Annotated in this window: 18 protein-coding genes and 3 pseudogenes; 15 read left to right on the plus strand and 6 right to left on the minus strand. The window is 73.0% G+C overall.

Annotated elements, in window-relative coordinates:
* Positions 1–10 precede the first annotated feature (10 nt).
* Positions 11–1,066 carry a B12-binding domain-containing protein gene (locus tag ACF061_RS21420; RefSeq protein ID WP_392268571.1) on the plus strand — a complete coding sequence of 352 codons (1,056 nt, stop codon included), beginning with the start codon at positions 11–13 and terminating at the stop codon, positions 1,064–1,066.
* Complete coding sequence (locus ACF061_RS21425; protein WP_392268509.1) at positions 1,063–1,458, plus strand: STAS domain-containing protein; 396 nt, start codon at positions 1,063–1,065, stop codon at positions 1,456–1,458. Before ACF061_RS21420 ends, ACF061_RS21425 begins: the two co-directional genes overlap by 4 nt.
* A gap of 77 nt (positions 1,459–1,535) precedes the next feature.
* Here ACF061_RS21425 and ACF061_RS21430 read toward each other — a convergent pair whose 3' ends face one another.
* Both ACF061_RS21430 and ACF061_RS21435 read right to left on the minus strand, forming a co-directional pair.
* Positions 1,536–2,258: a class I SAM-dependent methyltransferase gene (locus tag ACF061_RS21430; RefSeq protein ID WP_392268510.1), complete on the minus strand. Its 723-nt coding sequence runs from the start codon at positions 2,256–2,258 to the stop codon at positions 1,536–1,538.
* Complete coding sequence (locus ACF061_RS21435) at positions 2,255–2,791, minus strand: cysteine hydrolase family protein (protein WP_392268511.1); 537 nt, start codon at positions 2,789–2,791, stop codon at positions 2,255–2,257. Before ACF061_RS21435 ends, ACF061_RS21430 begins: the two co-directional genes overlap by 4 nt.
* A 72-nt stretch (positions 2,792–2,863) precedes the next feature.
* On the opposite strand from ACF061_RS21435, the pseudogene ACF061_RS21440 reads away from it, so the two are divergent.
* Positions 2,864–2,995: pseudogene (locus tag ACF061_RS21440) on the plus strand (nitroreductase); the annotation flags it as partial.
* Positions 2,996–3,072: 77 nt separating this feature from the next.
* Here ACF061_RS21440 and ACF061_RS21445 read toward each other — a convergent pair.
* Positions 3,073–3,549, minus strand: a complete 477-nt coding sequence (locus tag ACF061_RS21445; RefSeq protein ID WP_392268512.1) for a hypothetical protein — start codon at positions 3,547–3,549, stop codon at positions 3,073–3,075.
* 370 nt (positions 3,550–3,919) lie between these two features.
* Here ACF061_RS21445 and ACF061_RS21450 point away from each other — a divergent pair, with 370 nt between their 5' ends.
* Entirely contained in the window at positions 3,920–5,140 is a 1,221-nt protein-coding gene (locus tag ACF061_RS21450; protein WP_392268513.1) for an FG-GAP-like repeat-containing protein, read from the plus strand.
* 69 nt (positions 5,141–5,209) lie between these two features.
* Here ACF061_RS21450 and ACF061_RS21455 read toward each other — a convergent pair whose 3' ends face one another.
* On the minus strand, positions 5,210–5,347 hold the full coding sequence (locus tag ACF061_RS21455; RefSeq protein WP_392268514.1) for a hypothetical protein: 138 nt from the start codon (positions 5,345–5,347) through the stop codon (positions 5,210–5,212).
* Positions 5,348–5,571: 224 nt separating this feature from the next.
* Here ACF061_RS21455 and ACF061_RS21460 point away from each other — a divergent pair.
* The 3 genes and pseudogenes from ACF061_RS21460 to ACF061_RS21470 form a co-directional block, all read left to right on the plus strand.
* Positions 5,572–5,763 (plus strand): annotated as a pseudogene (locus ACF061_RS21460) (hypothetical protein); the annotation flags it as partial.
* 2 nt (positions 5,764–5,765) lie between these two features.
* Positions 5,766–5,888, plus strand: a pseudogene (locus tag ACF061_RS21465) (RNA polymerase subunit sigma-24); the annotation flags it as partial.
* Positions 5,889–6,213: 325 nt separating this feature from the next.
* On the plus strand, positions 6,214–8,949 hold the full coding sequence (locus ACF061_RS21470) for an ABC transporter substrate-binding protein (RefSeq protein ID WP_392268515.1): 2,736 nt from the start codon (positions 6,214–6,216) through the stop codon (positions 8,947–8,949).
* Positions 8,950–9,494: 545 nt separating this feature from the next.
* Here the strand turns inward: ACF061_RS21470 and ACF061_RS21475 are convergent.
* Entirely contained in the window at positions 9,495–9,899 is a 405-nt protein-coding gene (locus ACF061_RS21475) for an ATP-binding protein (RefSeq protein ID WP_392268516.1), read from the minus strand.
* Between the two features lie 581 nt (positions 9,900–10,480).
* Between ACF061_RS21475 and ACF061_RS21480 the strand changes: the two genes are divergently transcribed.
* The 8 genes from ACF061_RS21480 (at position 10,481) to ACF061_RS21515 (ending at position 19,207) form a co-directional block, all read left to right on the plus strand.
* A complete protein-coding gene (locus tag ACF061_RS21480; RefSeq protein WP_392268517.1) occupies positions 10,481–11,329 on the plus strand; it encodes an STAS domain-containing protein in 849 nt (282 codons plus the stop codon).
* Positions 11,326–11,694 carry an STAS domain-containing protein gene (locus ACF061_RS21485; protein ID WP_392268518.1) on the plus strand — a complete coding sequence of 123 codons (369 nt, stop codon included), beginning with the start codon at positions 11,326–11,328 and terminating at the stop codon, positions 11,692–11,694. The genes ACF061_RS21480 and ACF061_RS21485 overlap by 4 nt, the downstream gene beginning before the upstream one ends.
* On the plus strand, positions 11,691–12,110 hold the full coding sequence (locus ACF061_RS21490; RefSeq protein WP_392268519.1) for an anti-sigma regulatory factor: 420 nt from the start codon (positions 11,691–11,693) through the stop codon (positions 12,108–12,110). The genes ACF061_RS21485 and ACF061_RS21490 overlap by 4 nt, the downstream gene beginning before the upstream one ends.
* Positions 12,098–13,144, plus strand: a complete 1,047-nt coding sequence (locus ACF061_RS21495; protein WP_392268520.1) for a SpoIIE family protein phosphatase — start codon at positions 12,098–12,100, stop codon at positions 13,142–13,144. The genes ACF061_RS21490 and ACF061_RS21495 overlap by 13 nt, the downstream gene beginning before the upstream one ends.
* The gene (locus ACF061_RS21500) at positions 13,141–15,063 is read left to right on the plus strand and encodes an ATP-binding protein (RefSeq protein WP_392268521.1); all 1,923 of its coding nucleotides are present in this window, start codon (positions 13,141–13,143) and stop codon (positions 15,061–15,063) included. Before ACF061_RS21495 ends, ACF061_RS21500 begins: the two co-directional genes overlap by 4 nt.
* Entirely contained in the window at positions 15,060–16,721 is a 1,662-nt protein-coding gene (locus ACF061_RS21505) for a SpoIIE family protein phosphatase (RefSeq protein WP_392268522.1), read from the plus strand. Before ACF061_RS21500 ends, ACF061_RS21505 begins: the two co-directional genes overlap by 4 nt.
* Before the next feature lie 206 nt (positions 16,722–16,927).
* Positions 16,928–18,181, plus strand: coding sequence for an MFS transporter (locus ACF061_RS21510; RefSeq protein WP_392268523.1), 1,254 nt, complete (start codon positions 16,928–16,930; stop codon positions 18,179–18,181).
* Between the two features lie 231 nt (positions 18,182–18,412).
* Complete coding sequence (locus tag ACF061_RS21515; RefSeq protein WP_392268524.1) at positions 18,413–19,207, plus strand: SDR family NAD(P)-dependent oxidoreductase; 795 nt, start codon at positions 18,413–18,415, stop codon at positions 19,205–19,207.
* 96 nt (positions 19,208–19,303) lie between these two features.
* Here the strand turns inward: ACF061_RS21515 and yicI are convergent, their stop codons facing one another.
* The gene (yicI, locus tag ACF061_RS21520; protein ID WP_392268525.1) at positions 19,304–21,574 is read right to left on the minus strand and encodes an alpha-xylosidase; all 2,271 of its coding nucleotides are present in this window, start codon (positions 21,572–21,574) and stop codon (positions 19,304–19,306) included.
* Between the last annotated feature and the right edge of the window lie 426 nt (positions 21,575–22,000).

Consider the following 22,000-nt stretch of genomic DNA (forward strand, 5'->3'; position numbering starts at 1 on the left):
GGCCGCGGGTCTGCCCGACCGGCTGTGGCAGGCAGTGGTCGACGGCGACGAGTACGGGGCCGTCGACGTCGTCCACGGGGCGCTGGCCGACGGCGTCGACGAGGAGACGCTGCTGCTGGAGGTGATCGCCCCCGTCCAGGAGCGGGTCGGCGTCGAATGGGCCGCCGACCGCATCACCGTGGCCCAGGAACACGCCGCCACCGCCATCAACGAGCGGGTCGTCGCCTCCCTCGCCCACCACCGCCCCGCGGGGCGACGCGACATCCCGACCGGGGGGCGGGTGACGGTCGGCTGCGTCGACGGCGAATGGCACGCCTTTCCGGCGCGCCTGGTCGCGGAGGTGCTCACCCTGCACGGCTGGCGGGTCGACTACCTCGGCGCCCAGACCCCCACCCCGCACCTGGTCGCCCACCTGCACCGCACCAACCCCGACGCGGTCCTGCTGTCCGGATCGATCCCCACCCACCTGCCGACCGCGCACGCCGCGATCACCGCCTGCCAGGCGACCGGCGTCCCCGTCCTGGCCGGCGGCCGGGCCTTCGGCCCGGACGGCCGCTACGCCCGGGCCCTGGGCGCGGACCAGTGGGCGGCCGACGCCCGCGGCGCGGTCGCCGTGCTCCAAGCGGGCCTCACCCGGCCCCGTCCGGCGGCGATCCGGCAGACGGTCGACGACCTGCCGCACCTCGCCGACCAGGAATACACGATGGTCGTCCAGTCCCGGCCCCAGATCGTCAAGCAGACCCTGGTCGACCTGGAGGCCCGCTTCCCCGCCATGCGCGGCTACAGCGACGCCCAGCGCGAGCACACCGCGGAGGACATAGCCCACATCGTCGACTTCCTGGCCACCGCGCTCTACGTCGACGATGCCGAGATCTTCACCGCGTTCCTCGCCTGGACCGCCGGCATCCTCGAAGCCCGGCACGTCCCGGCCCGCTCCCTGGTGACCGGTCTGGACATCCTGGCCGGCCAGTTGCGCGACTTCCCCCGTACAGTGAGGCTGATCCGCCAGGGCGCCGCCGTCCTGGACGACCGCCCTGCCCGTCCCGTCCCCGGCCCCCGCGCATGACCAATCCGCCCCCCACCGAGTTCACCCTCAGCATCCTCCACGAGGCCGGCACGATGGCCGTGCACGTGGCCGGCGAACTCGACTACGACACGAGCGACGACCTGATAGACCGCGTGGTCGAGCACCTGACCGGACACGTGCGGCCGCACGACGTGCACCTGGACTTCCGCGACCTGACCTGGATCGACTCGACCGGCCTGTCCGCCCTGCTGATGATCCGCCGGCACACCGACGCCGTCGGCGCCACCCTGCACCTGGACAACCGGCCGGAGGTCCTGGAGCGCATGCTCCGGATCACCAACGTCCTGGACCACCTCACCGCACCGGCGACCGGCGCGAACGCCCGAGGAGTGGAAGGGGGCGGCGGCCTCGCCGGGGCGGGCTCCACGTGAGGCGTCAGCCGGACCACAGGGCGCGCCCCCGGGTACCGCGTCGCTCCGGCGCGGCGCGCCCCCGGCGGCGGTGACCGTCAGAACGGGCGGAACTCCTCGAAGGGCGGCTCGAAGGGCGGGTCGGGCAGGCGAAGGGCCTGGCAGCGAGGCGCCGATCCGGTCGGGGAGCCGTCCGCGGCCGTCGGCGGGGCCTCGGCGGGGAAGGCGTCGGCGATCACGGCCCAGCCCAGATTGCGCTCGTAGTAGCGCACGGCGGTGCGCACCGACGGCGCCCAGATGTCATCGACCACGATCAGCCCGCCGGGCCGGACGATCCCGCGCAGGTAATAGAGATCGATGAAGACCTCGTGGAACCGGTGGCTGCCGTCCACGAACGCCGCGTCGGCGGTGAGGCCCTCGGCGAGGAGGTTCGGGAGCGCGACGCTGGAGGGAGCGAGCGTGAGGGAGGCGACCGAGTCCAGTCCGGCGGCGCGCAGCAGGCCCCAGCCGGTGTTGGACCAGTGACTCTCCTGGAACGGGTCGATGACGATGTGCCGGGGGCACGGCGGGTCGACCGTCACCAGCGCCTCACCGATGGCCAGCGCGGAACCGGCATAGGCGAGACCGATCTCGACGACCGTCCGCGCGCCCTCGGCGATCAGCAGGTCGCGCAGCTGGTCGCACTGGCTTTCGGGCACGGTGACCCTCCGGAAGTCCGCCTCGCGGTCCCGCGTCCACGGCGGACCCTCCAGCGCGAGCCGACGGCGCACCTCGCGGACCCGCCTTCTGCGTTCGTCCGCCGATCCGGTGCTCGGTGTCATTGCCACAGCTCCCGTCCCTCGCACAGGCGCGCGCTCATGTTCCGCTCCATCATGCGCAGTGCCGCCTGTGCGAGGTCCTCGTGGATGTGGGCCACGGCGTCCGTGGGGACGATCACCTCGAAATGACGGATGTGCGCGTCGAGGGCCGAGTAGAGCACACACTGCTCGGTCACCTGGCCGCACAGGACGAGCCGTTGGACGCCCTGCTGCCGGAGCAGGTAGTCCAGCGGTGTCTCGAAGAAGACGGAGTGGCGGGCCTTGAGCACGAAGAGGGAGTCGGCGTCGGGCTTCACGGGGTCGACGAGGCTCGCGTGCGGACCCGCCAGAGCATGGTCCAGCAGTTCGCCGTGGTGTGAGCGCCACTCGCCGAAGTTGTCGTTCACGTAGACGACCGGCACCCCACGATCCCGTGCGCGGTGCAGGAGGTCGGTCAGCACCGGCACGACCGTTCGCACCGAGGGGAGCAGAAGCTCGGCGTCCTTGTGGTCATAGGTGTTGATCATGTCGATGACGATCAGCGCGGTCTTGCCCATGCCGTCAGCGTTCCACCTGCAGTGCCGCCCACTCGGCAGGGCCCGTCCGGCGAGTCGCCCGGCCACGTCGTGTGGAAGGCCGAGCTGGGGATCCCCGCGGACCTGCGCACCTTCGCGGTGGTTCCGGTGGGATGGCCGCGCGGCGGCTTCGGGCCGGTGCGCCGCCGTCCGGTCGCGGAGGTGTTCCACCGCGACCGCTGGTGACCGGCACGGACGCGACCGCGGGGAGGCGGGGCCCGGACCCGGCCGGGTCCGGGCCCCGCCTCCCCGCTGACGTCCCCTCAGTAGACGGTGATGTCCCAGTGGTTGCCCTCGTCGCAGTAGAGGTTGCCGGAGGCGGCCCGCCATTGCGGATAGCCGTCCCCGCGCAGCCCGATGTAGGTGAAGCTGTTCTTCACGTAGGCGTCCAGGCACGAGTTGTGCGAGACGTCCACCTTGTAGCCGTTGTAGTGGCTGTACGTGCCCGAGGCGTGGCCCACCTCGGTGCCGCCGGTGATGTTGACCGCGCAGCCGCTCGCGTTCTTGAGGGTGATCATGGCGTCGACGGTGCCCGAGTTGATCTGTTCGAACGACGTACAGGTCGAGTTGGAGCGCGTGGTGCAGTGGCCGCTGGAACTCCAGGTGACGCCCGCGGCGCTGAGCTTGCTCGCGGCGGCGGACTGGGTCATCTTGGTGCCGCTGGCGTCGGCCGTGGGCGCGAGGAAGGCCAGCGAGGCCAGGGCGAGGGCGGCGGGGACGAGGACTCTGCGACCGTGCATGCTTCCTCCGGTGGTGAAGGACGCCCCGGCATTCGGGCCGGAGCGGCTCGCAGGGCGCCGCGGGTCGGGGGAGCGGGGCTGGCGACGGCCCGAAGGACCCGGGCTTCCGGCTGCGGCGCGCCCTCCCCGTGCGGCGTACGATCATCTTGACTGTACATGACAATTCTGGCCGGCGTGAAGGCTGCCCCGACACCGTCGCCGGCCCCGCCGGACCACCGCCGCGCCCGGGACGTACCGCACGGCGCGACCCGGCCGGACCCCCACCGTCGCGGCGCAGGGCGACCCGCAACCAGCGGTGATCATCCGGCGATGTATCTTCCTCTCGCGGCGCGTCGAGCGTCTCTCCGCGCCGTGTCAGGGAGGGAAACACATGCGCACATCACCGCTTCGGCGTCTGGCCGCGCTGGCCACGACACTGGGGCTCGCCTCGCTCGGGCTGCTCGGCGCGGGCGGGACGCCCGCACAGGCCGCGGTCAGCGACTGCCCGTCGGGCTACTTCTGTGCCTGGAAGACCGATAACGGCACGGGCACCATGTTCAAGACCAACACCGACAAGGCGACGCTCGGCACCTGGAACAACACCTTCCGGACGGTCGAGAACCACACGTCCAAGTACGTCTGCCTGCACGACGACGCGAACTACGGCACGGCCGGCCTCGTCGACGTGTGGGCCCCGGACCCCAAGGGCACGGAGTGGGGCCACGCGTCCAGCAACACCAGCTCGGTGCGGTTCGTCTCCACCCAGCGGGAGTGCAACTGGGCGGCCTACCCGCAGTGGTACTCCTCGACCGCGCCCAAGGCGGCGGGCTTCGGCGACCTGAATGCCGACCGCCGCGCCGACGTCCTGGTCCGGGACAAGGCGGGCCGGCTGTGGTTCCTGCCCGGCGACCAGACCGGCAAGCTGGTCGGCACCGGCGGCTGGAACGCCTTCAACGCCCTCGTCCGGCACGGCGACTTCAGCGGTGACGGCCGTGAGGACGTGATCGCCCGCGAGACGTCCACCGGCAAGCTGTGGCTGTATCCGGGCACCGGCACCGGCAGTCTCGGCAAGCGCAAGCTCATGGGCACCGGCGGGTGGAACGCCATGAGCCGGATCGTCGGGGTGGGAGACCTCTCCGGCGACGGCCGCATGGACGTGCTGGCCGTCGATAAGTCCACGGGCAAGCTGTGGCTGTACCCGGGCACCGGCACCGGCGGCCTCGGCGCGCGCAAGCTCGTGGGCAACGGCGGCTGGAACGGCATGAACGCCCTGGCCGGGGCGGGCGACATGAACGGTGACGGCCGTCCCGACCTGATCGGCCGCGAGGCGTCCACCGGGAAGCTGTGGCTGTACCCGGGCAAGACCGGTTCCCTCGGTTCCCGGGTGCTGGTCGGTTCCGGCGGCTGGAACGTCATGGACACCATCCTCGGCCTGGGTTACGTCAACGGTGACGACCGTGCCGACCTCGTCACCACGACCACCGCCCGCTACGTCAGCAGTGGGTGCCGGGGCGTCGGCTGCCAACTGGTCTACAAGGGCAGCGGCACCGGCTCGCTGAAGCCGGGCGACGTGACGGCCAATGACTGGTTCGGTCTGAACGGCGCCTTCTGATCCGGGGAAAGGGCCTCCGCCTCCGGGCGGAGGCCCTTTCGCCGTTCCACGGAGCCGTCGTGGCGTTCTTCACGGGCCGGCCGGACCGGTGGCGGCGTCCGGATCGGCCGGATCGGCGGCGGGGGCGCCGAGGGCGAACAGGGCGGTGTGGTCGTCGAGCCCGTCGCCGGAGCCCTCCAGCGACTCGGCCGGTGCGGTGACGATCACGCAAGGCGCGCCGGGTGCTGCGGGTGCGCCGGGCGCGGCGGGTCGGCGAGGTGGCGGCGGCGGGGCGGGTTCCGCCGGGCATCCGAACGCCGCGGGACGGCCCGCCCGGGCTCTGCGCGAGAGCCGGAAAGAAATCCGCACGGCGATGTCGAGATCCCGCGACCGGCTCCGTCCCCGGGGTGAGCGCGACCAGAATGGTCGCACCAGCGCCGAGGAGAGACACGATGGCCAAGTACCTGCTGCTGAAGCACTACCGAGGCGCTCCGGCTCCGGTCGACAACGTGCCCATGGACCAGTGGACGGCGGAGGAGATCTCGGCCCACATGCGGTACACGCAGGACTTCGCGGCCCGGCTGGAGGGGACCGGCGAGTTCGTCGACGGCCAGGCACCCGCCCCCGAGGGGACGTGGGTCCGCTCGACGGCGACCCGGCCACGGTGGCCAGGCTCTACGCCGAGGCCGCCCACAAGGCGGCCAACCTCGCCGAGCGCGACCACCTGACGCGCCGGGCCGCCCGGCTCAACACCCGCCGGCGCCGCTGACGGACCGTGCCGAGCCTCCTCCGGGCCCGTCCGTCCACGGCGCGGCCGCCGCCGCGGACGGACGGGCCGCGACCGGCCGCCCGGCGAGCCGCCGGCACCGGAGCGCCCGGCGACGACGGACGGGCCGAGGACGCGCTGCCCCGGCGGGCGGCCTCCCGACCGCCTCCGTGCCGCCTCGGGCGGCCGACGGGGGTGCGGCGGGTGGTGAGGCGAAGCGGAGCACGATCACTTCCGGCAACTCCTGGTGACGGCGGTTTTCCGACCAGTAATCTTGAGTCCCCTTCGCATCAGGGCAGTTGGACCGTGTCGACCAGTGGGGGACTGTGTGCCGACGACTCAGAGCGGACCCGGCGGGTTTCCCGACGACCGGGCCTTCAACTTCGCCTTCGCCTTCCGGACGGCGGTGGCGCCCGACAACGTGAACCGGTCGAGCCTGGCGAGCAGCCCGCCGCTGATCGTCCTGCGGGTGCCGCAGAGCGAGTACGCGGCCGGCGTCGACCGGGTCATGGGAGCGCTGCGCGCGTGCATCCACCACAACGGCAAGCTCGTGCCCTCCGCCCACCTGCCCGCCTCCGACGACGACTCCGCGCTGCTGTCCGAGAGCGCCGGCGTCCAGTTGATGACCGGCGCGCCGGAGTACATGACGCCCGACCGGTACCCGCACTTCCAGGTCATGCGCGACCTCGTCGGATACATCCGCAGGCAACCCCAGGTCTGGCTGGACGGTCCGCAGACGCGCAACCTGCGGCGGCACGCCGGTGAGCAACGGGCGCAGCGCGGCGGTCTGCTGGGCTTCGCCAGGACGGGGGGCCCGCCGGAGTCCGGCGCACTCCCCGCGAACCCGCCGGACCTCGGCGGGCTGCCGGGCTTCCTGGTGCGGATCAGCTGGTTGTCGTTCGTGCAGCGGTTGCCGAAGTGGCTGTGGGCCCGCTGGACGTCCCACAGGGTGATGCGCGGCTGGCTGGGCGCCGAGCAGATCGCCGGCGGCGGCCGGAAGCTCTTCCGGGTGATGGACACCACGGGCGCCGTGTGGAGCTCGCAGCTGAGGAACGACCCGCACCACGAGGAGGCGCTCCAGCAGCTCGACCGGCTGCTGTTCCGGGCGCTCCTGGCGGACCTGCGCACCCCGGCGGTCGGCCGGTACCTGCCCGGCCGGCGCCGCAGGACCGGTCGCCCCGTCCTGCTCGTGGAGCTGCCGCCACCGGGACAGCGGGGCGCGCGCGCCGCCGAGCGCTTCCTGCGCTCGGTGCACCAGGCCCGCGCGACCGCCCGGCCGCCGGGCCCGCTCGTCGTGGCCGTGGGACGGCCGTCCGAAGCGCTGCTGGCGGACCTGGGCGACCCCGCCGAGCTCACCTTCGAGCAGGCGAGCCTGCGTCTCGACCAGAACGACGGCACCCCGGTCCTGGTGACCTTCAGCGAGGGCGCCATGTCCGCGCCCGGGCTCGACCTCGGCAGGGTCGCGCCCAGGACGTTCCGGTTCAGCCGGGCGGTCCCCACGGGGATCGCGGCCTGCGTGACCGTTCTGGCCCTGGGCGCCGCGGGACTGGCGACACGGCAGGCCCTGGCCCCCGACGAGGACCACGGCTGTGTCGGCGGCACCGCGTCGGTCGCCGAGTCCGCGCCCTCCGCGCCCGTCCCGGTCGACTCCAAGGGGTGGTACGACGCGGCCGTGCGCGAGATCGACGAGCAGAACAGGCGGGCCGAGCGGGCCGCCGCCCAGGGCAGGACCGTACGGACCGTGGTGGCGTTCGTCTCCAGCGTGCCGACGGACGAGAACGAGACGCGTTTCGACGGCACGATCCCGGAGCTGCGCGGCATCGCGATGTGGCAGCGGAAACTGCTCGACGACGCGGTGTCCGACGACTCGGCCGTACGGCTGCGGGTCGAGGTCCGGCCCACCGGACGCGCGTTCGCGAACGCCGTGTCCGAGGCCGAGAAGCTGGTCGCCCGGGTGCGCAGCGAGCCCGCCGCGCACAGCCCCCGGGCCTGGGCCAGGGTCGTCGGCGTCCTCGGATACGCGCAGAGCCGGGACGAGACCCGGGCCGCGCTCCGGGTGCTCGGCGCGGCGAAGATCCCCGCCATCGGCACCACGGCGACCGCCGACGAGATGCCGACCGGCGCCGCCGCCCTCAGCTACTGGCCCCTCACCCCGGTCAACTCCACCGAGGCGCGGATCGAGGCGGACTTCGCCGGCGGGCAGAACATCGTGGCCGCTCCCGGCTCGGGCGCCGGCGAAGGGCCCGGCGGCGACTGCTCCCCCGCCCGCCGCGCCCTCGTCATCGAGAGCTCCGCGGACCTCTACAGCCGCAGTCTGGCGGACAAGTTCCGCGCCGACTTCCCGGGCGACTCGCAGGTGTTCAACTTCAACCAGGACGCGCGCTTCGACCCGCCGCCGCCGACCGGCGCGACGAACGTCACCAGCGCGGACGAACTGGCGCGCCAGCTGTGCCGGGCGCTCGGGGCGGAGCCGAGGTCGGTGGTGTACTGGTCGGCGCGGGCCCGTGACTTCACGGCCCTCATCCGCGCCATGGACACCCAGGGCACCTGCATCGGTGACGACATCACCGTGCTCGGCGGCAACGAACTCACCAACGTCGCCCAGACCGGCGCCTTCGCCGACAAGGACTGGCTGCGGCTGTACTACTCCGCGCACCGGCTGCCCGCCACGGACCGGCGCGCCAGCGACAAGACCCGGCAGTTCGTCGACGACTACAACGCGTTCGTCCGGCGCACCGCCAAGGGCACCGACCCCTGGGTGCAGGACGGCCACTCCGCCGTCTCCTACGACGCCTTCCACGTCCTGTCCCAGGCCGTGGACCAGGCCAGGCTGCGCGACGAGTCCGTCTCCCGCCAGTCCGTGCTCGTCGCCCTCGGCGGCGGCGTCACCTTCAACGGAGCCACCGGCTACGTCTCCTACGACCAGGGCAACAACGCCCCGCCCGTCGACAAGACCCTCGTCCTGCTCCGTCAGGTCGCGGACCGTCCCGAGGCGGTCGTGGTGTGCGGGGCGTACCGGCAGGGCGCGTCGAGCGCCGCGGAGGGAGCGCCGTGTTCCCGCTGAGGACGAGGAGGTGCGCCGCACGCCGTCTCGACACCCGGCCCGGTCCGTCGGGCACGCGTACGACGCGTCGCGTCCGTGCCGTCGTGCGCGACGGCCGAAGGCGCGCCGAGTACGGCGGGTGACGGGCAGCACGCCACCGACGGACGCCCGCCCGAGCCGGGTGCGATCCATCCGCTCAGGAGCAAAGGACCCCGACACCGTCACCGTTCCACCGGGAGCGACCTGGACCCCGCGCGGTCACTTCGGCGAGCCCTCACCGGTCGAGGAGTCGCTGAGCCCCGGCGAGGTCCGGTCGCTGTCGACGCCGAACGGCGCGCTGATGACGGAGGAAGGATCGCGCACGGTGATCCCCCTGAGCTGACCGCCGACGACCGTGGGCGGACCGGCGACCCGGGCACCGGCCCGCGCCCGTCCCGTGGTCCGCTCCGTCCCGCGACCGTCGCGGCGGGGCCACCGCCGAGGCGCCACGGTCCTGTGCCGCCGTGACCGGGCCGGCGCCGCCGGGCCGGCGCGCACGGTCCACGGGCGGCGGGGCGCCGGGCCCGTCACGCCTCGACGGTCAGTTCCGCCCAGACCGTCTTGCCGGGCGAGTGCCGGGCGACGCCCCAGCGGTGGGAGAGCTGGGCGATGAGCCGGATGCCGAAACCGCCAGGTTCGGCGACGGGGGTGGCGCGCAGTTCCGGCAGGCGGTCGCAGTGGTCGCTCACCGAGATGCGCAGCAGCGTGCCGTCCCAGGTGAGACCTATCTCCGGCGCACCGGTGCCGTGACGGATCGCGTTGGTGACGAGTTCCGAGACGATCAGCTCGGTGATCTCCAGGTGCCGGGGACGCAGCAGCGGGTTCCCGGAGTCGCGCAGGCAGTCGACGGCCCATTGCCGTGCCGCCGCGATGCTCGCGGTGACCGGGGGGAAGCGGCGGCACCGGTTGGTGGCGGTCGCATCGCGGGTCACGAAGCGCCTCCGTCCAGGCCGGCCCCCCGGAGGGCACGTACGCCGCGTCCGGTGGCCACCGCTGTCCCCGGCTCCATCCTCGTCAACGTGTTCATCCTCCGTGTCGACGCCGCCACAGCGCAGCGGATACCTTGCCCGGCCCGGGTGACGGTGCCGCTCGCGACGCCGTCCTCCTCGCCTCGCGCCGTCCCGACGCGGCCGGTCCGAACCCCACGACCACCGGTTCCCCCGTGGGGCACTCGGCACCGACCGGGTTCCGCGCGCCGAGAACGACAACCCCCCCATTATCCGTGGACCGCTCCGGGACCAGGACGCCGGGGCGGCCAGGAGCGCGCCGGCGACCCGGCGGCCGGCGCCGGGCCCGCCCCGGACGGGCGGTCGAGGCCGGTGATCGGACTCACGTTCCCCCTGGAGGCGTCCGGCCCCGACCGGCCGCCCGGGCCGCACGACCGGTGGCCGCGGTGTTCCGCGGCCACCGGTCGACACCGCGGGCCTGCGGAAGCCGAGGTCCGGGGCTGGCTACCGGCGGGTTGCCGTAAGGTCTCCATGGCATATTCAGTCAAGTGTTTGGTGAGGATGACGTGGCGGCTGCGAGCAACACGCAAGTACTGGTCGAGACCCTGACCACACAACGTGAGGAGTTCCTCGCCCAGTGGACCAGGACGGTGGGCGACGAGCTTCAGGGCCGGCTGAGCATGGCCGAAGTGGGCCGGGAACTGGGCGAGCTGTACCAGGCCGTCCTGCGGGCCCTGATCGACGGCGGACTGGAGGGCAGGGGCGAGCACTTCGGCGAGGTGCGCAGCCTGCTGATCGAGCTCTCCCGGAACCGGGCCCGGCAGGGCTTCACCCCGTCCGAGACCGCCCGGAGCGTGCTCGCCCTCAAGGAGGTGCTGGAGCCCTCCCTCGCCGGCGACGGACAGGGCGTCCAGACGTATCTGCAGTTCGCCCGGCTGCTGGACGAGCTGAGCCTGCTGACCACCGAGGCGTTCGTCCGCACCCGTGAGGAGATCATCTCCTCGCAGGCCGAGCAGCTCCTGGAACTCTCCACCCCCGTGGTCAAGCTCTGGGACGGCGTCGTCGGCGTGCCGCTGGTCGGGACGCTCGACTCGGCCCGCACCCAGGTCGTGATGGAGAAGCTGCTCCAGACGCTGGTGGACAGCGACTCCACGCACGCCATCATCGACATCACGGGCGTGCCGACCGTGGACACCCAGGTCGCGCAGCACCTGCTCAAGACGGTCGTCGCCGCCCGCATGATGGGCGCGCAGTGCACCATCTCCGGCATCCGTCCGCAGATCGCCCAGACGATCGTGGCACTCGGCATCGAGTTCGGTGACATCCCCACCAACGCCTCGCTGTCGGACGCGCTGCGTCAGGCGCTGAAGGAAATGGCCCAGGAAACCGACGAGGACGTGCGGGGCCTGCTGTGACCGACCGCGTGCCCGTTCTCAAGATCGGCAAGATCCTCCTCGTCTCCATCCAGACGGACCTGGAGGACCAGATGGTGCTGGACCTCCAGGAAGACCTGTCGAACCGCATCGTCGAGACCGGCGCCACGGGCGTCGTCATCGACATCTCCGCGCTGGAGATCGTCGACTCCTTCGTCGGGCGCATGCTCGCCACCAACGCCTCCATCTCGCGCATCCTCGGCGCCGAGACGATCGTCGTCGGCATGCGGCCCGCCGTCGCCATGACACTCGTCGAGCTCGGGCTGTCCCTGAAGGGCGTCCGTACCGCACTCAACCTGGAACGCGGGCTGAAGCTGCTACGGCGTCTCAGCGCGGGCCGAGCATGAAGGACTACGGCAGCGCGAGGGCGTCGGCCGAGACGGTTCCGGTCGCCAACAGCAGCGACGTCGTCTCCGCGCGGCAGATGGTGCGCACCCTTGCCCAGCGCGGCGGTCTGACCCTGGTCCACCAGACGAAGCTCGTCACCGCGGCCAGCGAACTCGGACGCAACATGCTCGTCCACGGCGGAGGGGGCGTCGTGCGGGCGGCGACCGTCGTCGACGGCGCACGCTCGGGGGTCTTCGTGGAGTTCCAGGACCAGGGGCCGGGGATAGCGGACATAGAGCTGGCGCTGACCGACGGCTGGACGTCGGGCAACGGCATGGGGCTCGGACTCAGCGGCGCCAAGCGGCTCGTCGACGAGTTCTCCATCGACTCCGGGCCGGGGGGCACCACCGTGCGCATTGTGAAGTGGGGTCGGTGAGCGGCACGCTCGTCTCCGAGGCCGGTGACGTGCACTGGTTGCGCTCGGACATCGCCCTGGCGGCGGCGGCGCGCCGCCAGGCGGGCCAGCTGGCCCGCGGCCTGTGCATGCCCGAGGACCGGGTGGCGCAGGTCGAGCTGTGCGTGACGGAGATGGCCACCAATCTCCTCAAGCACGCCGACGACGGCTCTCTCGCCCTGCGGGTGGTGCGCGCGCGCGACCGCGCCGCGGTCGAGTGCCTGTCCCTGGACAACGGTCCGGGCATCGACGACGTGCAGCGGGCGCTGCGCGACGGCACCTCCGGGGCGGGCAGCCTGGGCATCGGCATGGGCGCCATCGGGCGGCTCGCCGACTCCTCCGGCATCCACACCCTGCGCGGGCGGGGCACCGTCGTCCACGCGCGGTTCTGGGCGGACGGCCAGGCGCCGGCGCCCGCCCCGGTGCTGACCGGCGGCCTGACCCGTCCGATCAGCGGCGAACAGGTCTGCGGCGACACCTGGGCCGTGCGCACGGTGGCCGGGCCGGGCGCCGGCGGCCTCCTGGTGCTCATGTGCGACGGGCTCGGGCACGGTCCGCTGGCGGCCGCCGTCGGCGACCGGGCCCGCAGCGCGTTCCGCGACAGCCGCGAGACGAGCCCCGCGGCCGTACTGCAGGACCTCCACCGCGACCTGCGGGGCACCCGCGGCGCGGCCGTGGCGATCGCACTGATCGACTTCGCCGGGCAGCGGGTGCGGCTGAGCGGCGCCGGCAACATCGCGGCGTCGGTCGGGAACGGCGACACCCGCAGCGTGCTGCTGTCCATGCCGGGCATCGTCGGCGTCCAGTTGCCCCGGCCCCGCACCTTCGAGGCCGCGTTCCAGCCCGGCGCCGCCCTCGTCATGCACTCCGACGGGCTCAGCGACCGCTGGAAGCCCGCGGACTTCCCCGGCCTGTTCGGGCAGGACCCGTCCCTGGTCGCCGCACAGATCCTCAACCAGGCAGCGGTCCGCAGGGACGACGCCGGAATCGTCGTGGCGCTGAGCAGGCAGTCGTGACCTCAGGGCCGGCCGTCCACGAGCTGGTCACGATCGCCCTCCGCGAGGGGGGCGACGTGGCCACTCTGCGCCGGTGCGCGCAGTCGGCGTGCCGGGCCATGTCTCTGACGGGCAGCCCCCTGGTCCGGCTGGCCACCGTCGTCAGCGAGGTCGGCGAACACCTCCTGGGCGCCTCCGGCCTCACCGCCCGGCTCGGCGTCGAGGAGACCGACGTCGCCCTGGTGTCCGTACGCTTCAGCTGGCGTGACGCGCGTCAGCCGTCGTCGAGCCTGCTCACCGCCGCCACCCGGCTGCTCGACGACTGCCGGCTGCTGCCCGCGGGGGAGGGCGGTGGCCACCAACTGGTCCTGGGGCAGCGCACTCCCACGCCGGCCGCGTCCGCCGGTGAACTGGCCGCCGAGACGCGCGCCAGGCTCACCGGCGCACACGGAGGAGTGGACCTGATCGAAGCTCTGCGCACGCAGAACCACCAACTGCTGGCGGCGCTGGAGGAGTCCCAGCACCAGCAGGAGGAGCTCCAGCGGCTCAACGCGGAGCTGGAGGAGACCAACGCCGGAGTCGTGGCGCTGTACTCGGAGCTGGCGAGCGAGCTGGAGGAGACGAACAGCGGAGTCGTCGCCCTCTACGCCGAACTGGAGGACAAGACACGGCAGCTCGAACTCGCCCACGAGTCCAAGCTCCGCTTCTGGGCCAACGTCAGCCACGAGCTGCGCTCACCGGTCAACTCCGTCATCGCGCTGGCCCGCCTGCTGCTGGACTCGGGAGCCGATCCGCTCTCCGACGAACAGCACCGGCAGGTCGCGCTCGTACAGGCGTCGGGCAGCACCCTGCTGGCCCTCGTCGACGAACTCCTCGACGTCGCCAAGGCCGAGTCCGGCCGGCTGGAGCCGCACCACGCCGAGACCGACCTGCGCCCACTGCTGCACCAGTTGCGCGGCACCCTCCAGGGCATCGCGCAACCCGGGGTGGCCCTGAGTATCCCGGACTACGTCCAGCGCGGCTCCCTGGTCACCGACGAGGTCATGCTGACCAGGATCCTGCGGAACGTGCTGTCGAACGCGCTGAAGTTCACGGCCGGGGGTTCGGTGACCCTGGACGTCACCGAGCGGGAGGACGAGCACGGGAGGTGTTTCGTCTTCCTCGTCCGGGACACCGGCGTCGGCATCCCGGCCGACCAGCTCGAGCGCGTCTTCGAGGAGTTCTACCAGGTACGCGGGCCGCACCAGCGCGGCCGCGGCGGTACCGGCCTCGGACTGCCCTACGCCCGCAGGCTGACGGAGCTCCTGGGCGGCACGCTGACGCTCGACAGCGAGGTCGGCCACGGCACCCGGGTGGTCGTCGGGATCCCCGCCCGGCCGGCGCCGGAGGACCCCTCCGCCGCGCCGGACAGGGCGGCAGCGGCGGACGGCGACGGTCCGGCGAGGGTGCGGACCGGTACGGCACAGCCGGGAGAGCGGGTCCCGCGGCGGCCCCCCGCCCCGGGGTTCTTGCTGAGGTCCGTGGTGGTCGTCGACGACGACGAGGCGTTCCTGGCCGGGTTCCTGCCGCTGCTGCACGGGCTCGTCGAGTCCGTGACCGTCCTCACCGACAGCGGCCGGGCCGTGGCCACCGTCGAGCAGGAGCGACCGGACGCCCTCCTCCTGGACCTCAACATGCCCGGCCTGGACGGGTACGAGATCCGGCGGCTGCTGGCCGCGAACCCGGCCACGGCCCGCGTCCCCGTGGTCGTTCTGACCGCGCTCCAGCCGTCCGAGGTGGACCGCTCGCGCCTCGCCCGGGTCCGCTCCGTCCTGAACAAGTCCCGCCTCACCGCCGAGGATCTCGCCACCGTCCTGACCCGGCCGCCGGCCGCGCCGACCGCGCGAGAGGCGCCCGGGACCGCCCGCCCCCCGTCGTCCGGTACCGAGGAACAGCGATGACCGAACAACCAGACAAGGACCACAGTCCGGCACGCATCCTGGTGGTGGACGACGACCCCACCAACCGGTACGTCCTGGCCACCACCCTGCGCCGGGCCGGGCACGAGGTCAACGAGGCGGAGGACGGGACCCGCGCGCTCGAACTGCTGCACAGGGCCGACCCGCTGCCGGAGATCGCCATCGTCGACGTGCGGCTGCCCGACATGACCGGCTTCGAGGTGTGCGAGCGCATCAAGAGCGCCCCGGCCACCGCCGCCGTGCCCGTCATCAACGTCTCCGCCTCCGCCATCACCGTCAACGACCGGGCCCAGGGGCTCTACCGCGGGGCCGACGGCTATCTCGTCGAGCCCATAGCCCCCGACGAACTGCTGGCGACGGTCACCGCGACCCTGCGCTACGCCCGTGCCCGGCGCCGGGCGGAACTCCTCGCCAACCGGCTGCGCCTGCTCAACCGCCTCACCCTGGCGCTCTACAGCGCCTCCGACGCTCATGAACTCGTCAAGGTGATGGCCGAGGCGGCGGCGGCCATCTTCCGCTGCGAGGCGGCCGCGTTCCTCACCACCCCGCAGGGCAGCCCGCTGGTCGCCCACACCTGGCAGGACGAGCACGGCGCACCGCGCCCCGCCGAGCGGCAGGTGCACTCCACGTCCGCCTGGCCCCAGCGCGGCGGCCACGGCGGCGAACGGGGCCCGCAGGGTTCCGTTCCCCGTCTGCCCTGTCTGCCCCCCGGGCTGAGGGACCCGGAACTACGGCGCACCGTGGTCGGCCACGCGAAGGCCGACCGGCCCCCGGTCGTCATCATCACGCCCGCGCACGCCGTCACGTCGCCGGACGACGTCCAGTTGCTGACCCAGCTCGCCCAGGCGAGCGCGCTGGCGCTCGACGCGCTGCGCAGCTACAGCGAGGAGCACGCGCTGGCCCTCACCCTGCAACGCAGCTTCCTGCCGGAGAGCCTGCCGGAGAGCGCACGGGCGGACCTCGCCGTGCGCTACCTGCCCGCCAGCGAACGCACGGAGATCGGCGGGGACTTCTACGAGGCGATCAGCACCTCCGCCGGCCTGGTCGTGGCGGTCGGCGACGTCGCCGGGCACTCGCTGGACGCCGCCATGGTGATGGGGCAGGTGCGCCACGCCCTGCGCGCCTACGCGGCCGAGGGCCACCCGCCCGAGGTGGTCCTCGCACAGCTCGACCACCTGCTGACGTCCGTCCAGCCCGGCGCCACCGTCACCCTCTGCGTCGTCCTGATCGAGTTCGACTCCGATACCATCCACATCGCGAACGCGGGTCATCTGCCGCCGCTGCTGCGCGCCCCGGACGGCACGGTCCGATACGTGCACGAGCACGGCCCCCTCCTCGGCCTCGGCCTCCCCCATCCTCCCGCCATGAAGGTCACCGCGGCGCCCGGCTCCCTGGTCCTCCTGGTCACGGACGGGCTGGTCGAACGCCGTCACGAGGACCTCCAGAACTCCCTGCGCACCCTCGCGCAGGTGGCCGGTGAAGTCTCCGCGGACCCGGAGGAAGCCTGTTCGGAACTGCTCGACCGGCTGCCCCCGGACGGCAGCGACGACGTGGCCCTGATGGCCGTGCGCCTGAACGCCCCCCACCCGCCCGACGGGTGCGGCCCCGCGGCGACGGGGCCGCGGCCGCCGGAGTCCTGACGCGCGGCGGCCCGGCCGGGGGCGGAGCCGCGGGCGGATGACGCGCCGCGGCTCGCCGGCGACGCGCGCCCCGGGGCCGCACGGCACCGTGACGCCGGGGGCGCCGTGCGTGGCGAGCCGGGCGAACCGGCAGGTCGTCGTCCGAAGGCGCCGCGCCCCGGCCGACCCGCGCTAGGGTGCTCGTTGCGCCGAGCACGAGGGAGATCATGAAGACCGCCGCCGAGCCAGTGACGACGATCAGCACGCCCTTGCGGAACGCGGCCTTCCGGCGGTTCGTGTCGGCCCAGCTCGTCTCCGCCACCGGATCGGCGATGGCGCCGCTCGCACTGGCCTACTCCGTCATCGAGCAGGGCGGGGGAGCCGGCTCGCTCGGCCTGGTGCTCGCCACGAACACCGTGCCCACGATCGTGTTCCTCCTGGTGGGCGGCGTCTTCGCGGACCGCCTGTCCCGGAGCCGGATCCTCTTCCTGGGCAATCTGCTCGCGGCGGGCGCCCAGGGCGCGCTGGCCCTCACCGTGGCCACCGGGCAGGCGACGACGGCCTCGATCGCGGTGTGCGGCCTCGTCTCGGGCACCGCGGCGTCCTTCATCGTGCCGGCCGCGCAGGGGGCCGTCGCGCAGATCGTTCCCGCGGGACACCTGCAACAGGCCAACGCGTTGCTCAGGCTGCCGGGCAACGCGGTCAAGGTGCTGGCTCCGGTCGTCGCCGGGTTCGTCGTCGCGGCCAGCGGCGCGGCATGGGCCCTGGCCTGGGACGCGTTCACCTTCGCCGCCGCGGCCGTGCTGCTCCTCGGTCTGCGCCTGGACGCCCCGCTCACCACGACCGGCGGCGTCCTGGCCGACCTGCGCGCGGGATGGACGGGCTTCCGGTCGCGTACCTGGTTGTGGACGTACACGGCCGCCGGAACCGTCCTCGTCGCGGCGTGGCTGGCGGGCTTCCAGCTCCTCGGGCCCCTCGTCGCCGCCCGGCAGTACGCGGGCGCACGCGACTGGGGCATGGTCCAGGCGGCCTTCGCCTCCGGTCTGCTGGCGGGCACCCTGGTGAGCCTGCGCTGGAGACCGTACCGGCTGCTCGCGGTCGCCGTCGCCACGGGCGGTGTCCTCGCGCTCCCCCTGGCCGCCATGGCCGGCGGCCTGCCGCTGCCGCTGGTCCTCTCGGCCGCCCTGCTGGCGGGGGTCGGGCTCGACGTCGGGATCGTCACCTGGACCACCGCGTTCCAGCAGCACGTGCCACAGGCCGAGCAGGGCCGCATGAGCGCGTTCAACGGTGTCGGCGAACGCCTCGCCATCCCCCTCGGCTATCTGATCACCGCCCTCGCCGCCCACTCGTGGGACAGCCGGCGGGTTCTGCTGGCGTGCGCCGCGCTGATCGCCGCCGCCGTCGTCCTCAACCTCTGCGTCCCGGACGTGTACCGCACCAACCGTGCTCCGGCGGGCGACCGGTCCCGCGACGGGAGGTGATCCGCGCGGTCCACGACCGGGGGCGACGGCATGCTCCGCCGCCCCCGGCCGCGCCACCACGCCGGTCTCACGGCCCCCGCGGGTCCCGCGCGCCTCACTCCGCTCGCCGCGCGCCCGGACGAAGATGACGCTCGGGAAAGGTGCCGGGAGAGCCGGCCCGCCGACGGGGAAGCCGGAATGCCGGGCCGCTCACCGGGCCGGCACACCCCGCACACCGCGAAAGGGCAAGGCATGCGCATCGACCTGACAGGACGCACGGCACTCGTGACGGGTTCCACCCAGGGCATCGGAGCCGCCATCGCGGCGGGCCTGGCCCGGGCCGGCGCGCGGGTCGGGATCAACGGGCGCGACCGGCGAAGGGTCGACGAGGCCGTCGAGCGCCTCAAGGGCGAACTGCCGGACGGCGACTTCGTCCCCGTCCCCGCCGACGTCGCCTCCGACGAGGGCGCCGCCGCGGCCCGGGAGATCCTGCCGGAGGTGGACATCCTCATCAACAACCTCGGCATCTTCGGGGCCAAGGACCCGCTGGAGATCACCGACGACGAGTGGCGCCGCTACTTCGAGGTGAACGTGCTGGCCGCCGTCCGCCTCACCCGGGCGTACCTGCCGGGGATGAGCGAGCGCGGCTGGGGTCGCGTGCAGTACATCGCCAGCGACTCGGCGGTGGTGGTGCCCGCCGAGATGATCCACTACGGCATGTCCAAGACCGCCCTGCTCGCCGTCGGCCGGGGCTTCGCCAAGCAGGCCGCGGGCACCGGGGTCACGGTGAATTCCGTCATCGCCGGACCCACCCACACCGGCGGCGTGGAGGACTTCGTCTACCAGCTCGTCGACCGCGACCTGCCGTGGGAGGAGGCGCAGCGGACCTTCATGCGGGAGCACCGCCCCCAGTCCCTGCTGCAACGTCTCATCGAACCCGAGGAGATCGCCAACATGGTGGTGTACCTCAGCTCCGACCTCGCCTCCGCCACGACGGGCGGGGCGCTGCGCGTCGACGGCGGGTACGTCGACGCGATCCTGCCCTGAGCGGAGCCCGGGCCCCGGGCCGTCAACGGCGGCCCGGCGGAGCGTTTCGCCTCCCCGGTGCCGCGCGCCGACGTCCCGGCCCCCGCCCCTGCCCGGTCACCCCAGCGGGACGCTCACCTCACCGGCCCCCTCGGCACTCGCGCCCCCGGCGACGCGCACGGTGAAGGGCCGGTCGGTGCCGTCGGCGGTGACACGCAGGACGCCGCCCTCCCGCCGCACGCGGAACACGGCGGCCGGCGCACCCGCCGGGTCGGGCACGACGGCCTCGGCGGTGTACTCGCCCGAGGCCGGCGGGTGGACAAGGAGCGTGGGGTTGTCCAGCCAGTCGCCGTCGGGCCGGGTGTCGTCCGAGGCCAGCGGCAGGACGGCGCCCTCGCGGACGTAGAGCGGAAGGCTGTCGTAGCCGTGCCGTTCGGTGCGCCACACCGGGCCGGTGACCCGCTCGCCGCTGAGGAGGTGGGTCCAGGAGCCCTCGGGGAGGTAGACCTCCGCCTCTCCGTCCTCGCCGAACACGGGCGCGACCAGGATGTCGGCGCCGAGCATGTACTGCCGGTCCAGCGGGCGGCACGCCGGGTCGTGCGGGAACTCCAGGACCATGGGCCGCATGACCGGGACACCGGTGCGGTGCGCCTCGACGGCGGCGCCGTAGAGCCAGGGCATGAGACGGTGCTTGAGCAGGGTGAAGCGCCGGGCGACGGCGACGGCCTCGTCGCCGAACTCCCACGGCACCCGGTAGGACGACGACCCGTGCAGGCGGCTGTGGGAGGACAGCAGGCCGAAGGCCAGCCACCGCTTGAAGACCGCGGGGTCGGGCGTTCCCTCGAAGCCCCCGATGTCGTGGCTCCAGAAACCGAATCCGCTCAGGGACAGGGACAGGCCACCCCTGAGCGACTCGGCCATCGCCTCGAAGGACGACCAGCAGTCGCCGCCCCAGTGCACGGGGTACTGCTGGCCGCCGGCGGTCGCGGAGCGGGCGAAGAGCACGGCCTCGCCCTGCCCGCGCTCCTTCTCCAGGAGTTCGAAGACGGTCCGGTTGTACAGGTGGGTGTAGTAGTTGTGCATCCGCTCCGGGTCGGAGCCGTCGTGCCAGACGACGTCGGTCGGGATGCGCTCGCCGAAGTCGGTCTTGAAGCAGTCCACGCCCTGGTCGAGCAGCGGCTTCAGCTTCGACTGGAACCAGGCGCGGGCGTCGGGGCTGGTGAAGTCGACCAGCCCCATGCCGGCCTGCCACAGGTCCCACTGCCACACGTCGCCGTTCGGGCGGCGCACCAGGTGACCGAGTGCGGCGGCCTCGTCGAACAGCGGGGACTTCTGCGCGATGTAGGGGTTGATCCAGGCGCTGATCCTCAGCCCCTTGGCCTTGAGCCGGGCGAGCATTCCCTCCGGGTCGGGGAAGACCTCCGGGTCCCACTCGAAGTCGCACCACTGGTACTCGCGCATCCAGAAGCAGTCGAAGTGGAAGACCGACAGCGGGATGCCGCGCTCGGCCATGCCGTCGACGAACGACGTCACCGTCGCCTCGTCGTAGTCCGTGGTGAAGGAGGTGCTCAGCCACAGCCCGAAGGACCAGGCGGGCGGCAGGGCCGGGCGGCCGGTGAGGGCGGTGTAGCGGCCGAGCACGTCCTTCGGGGTGGGGCCGGCGACGACGTAGTACTCCATCGTCTGGTCCTCGACGCTGAACTGCACCTGTCCGACGGACTCGGAGCCGACCTCGAAGGAGACCTTGCCGGGGTGGTCGACGAAGACGCCGTAGCCGCGCGACGACAGGTAGAACGGGATGTTCTTGTAGGCCTGTTCGCTGCTGGTGCCGCCGTCGGCCTGCCAGACGTCGACGACCTGGCCGTTCTTGACGAACGGCGTGAAGCGCTCGCCGAGGCCGTAGATCTGCTCGCCGACGCCGAGCCCGAGCTGGGCCAGCACATGGTGCGTGCCGTCGTCGGTGGTGGCGAAGGCGGTGCCCTTGCGGCCGGCCCGGGTCAGCTCCCGTCCGTCCGCGTCGTGGAAGGTCAGGGACCACTCGGCGGCGCGGTCCAGGCGCAGCGTCAGCGGGCCGCTGACCAGCTCGGTGACGGCGCCGTCGCGGCGCACCTCGCCCGCGCCGCCGGGCTCGGCCGCGAGGGCGAAGTCCGGGCCCGGTCGCCGCCTGCCGGCGTGGTGGGTGACGCGGACACCGATGACGCCCTCGGCGGGGGAGAAGCAGTCGACGGTGAGCAGCGGCGCGTTGAGCGTGTCCCCTCTGCGGGTCACCCTCTGCACGGCGACATGGGCAGTGAAGCGCTTCGATTCGATGCGCATGTCGCGTACCTCGGTGGCATACGCCACCTGGACGCCGTCGCGAATGCGCCAGAACCCGTTGGTGAACTTCATGGTCGTCCTCGGGGGAGCGGGGTTGATCGGTGGAGGAGTGCGGAGCCGGCCACCCGGCCACTGGATCGTACACAGGCCAGATCGGGCCGGTGTGCCAACCAGGGTCTAGATATCCGGTCTGACCTGGGATTATTCCGACACGGTCACGAACTGCGGCTTCGTGGGGCGGGCCAGTCAACATGTGCACGGGTCTAGCGCGACACCGCGGTTTGACGTATTAGTCATCCCAGCGAACAAAATCCCGGCGGAGACGCCGGGTGACACGACAGCAAAGGCCGCAGCATGTCGAAGCGCTTCAACTCATCATCCGAGAACAGGCTCGCGAGCAGGCCCGTCCTCGGCCTGGGGACCGTCGGCCGGCCCGGCCGGTGCCCGCTCGACGGCGCCCCGCGCCCCGCCCCCGGTCCGGCCGGCACCCGGGGCCGG

Origin of the sequence: Streptomyces sp. NPDC015220 (genome assembly GCF_043079345.1) — a bacterium.
Classification (GTDB): Bacteria; Actinomycetota; Actinomycetes; order Streptomycetales; family Streptomycetaceae; genus Streptomyces.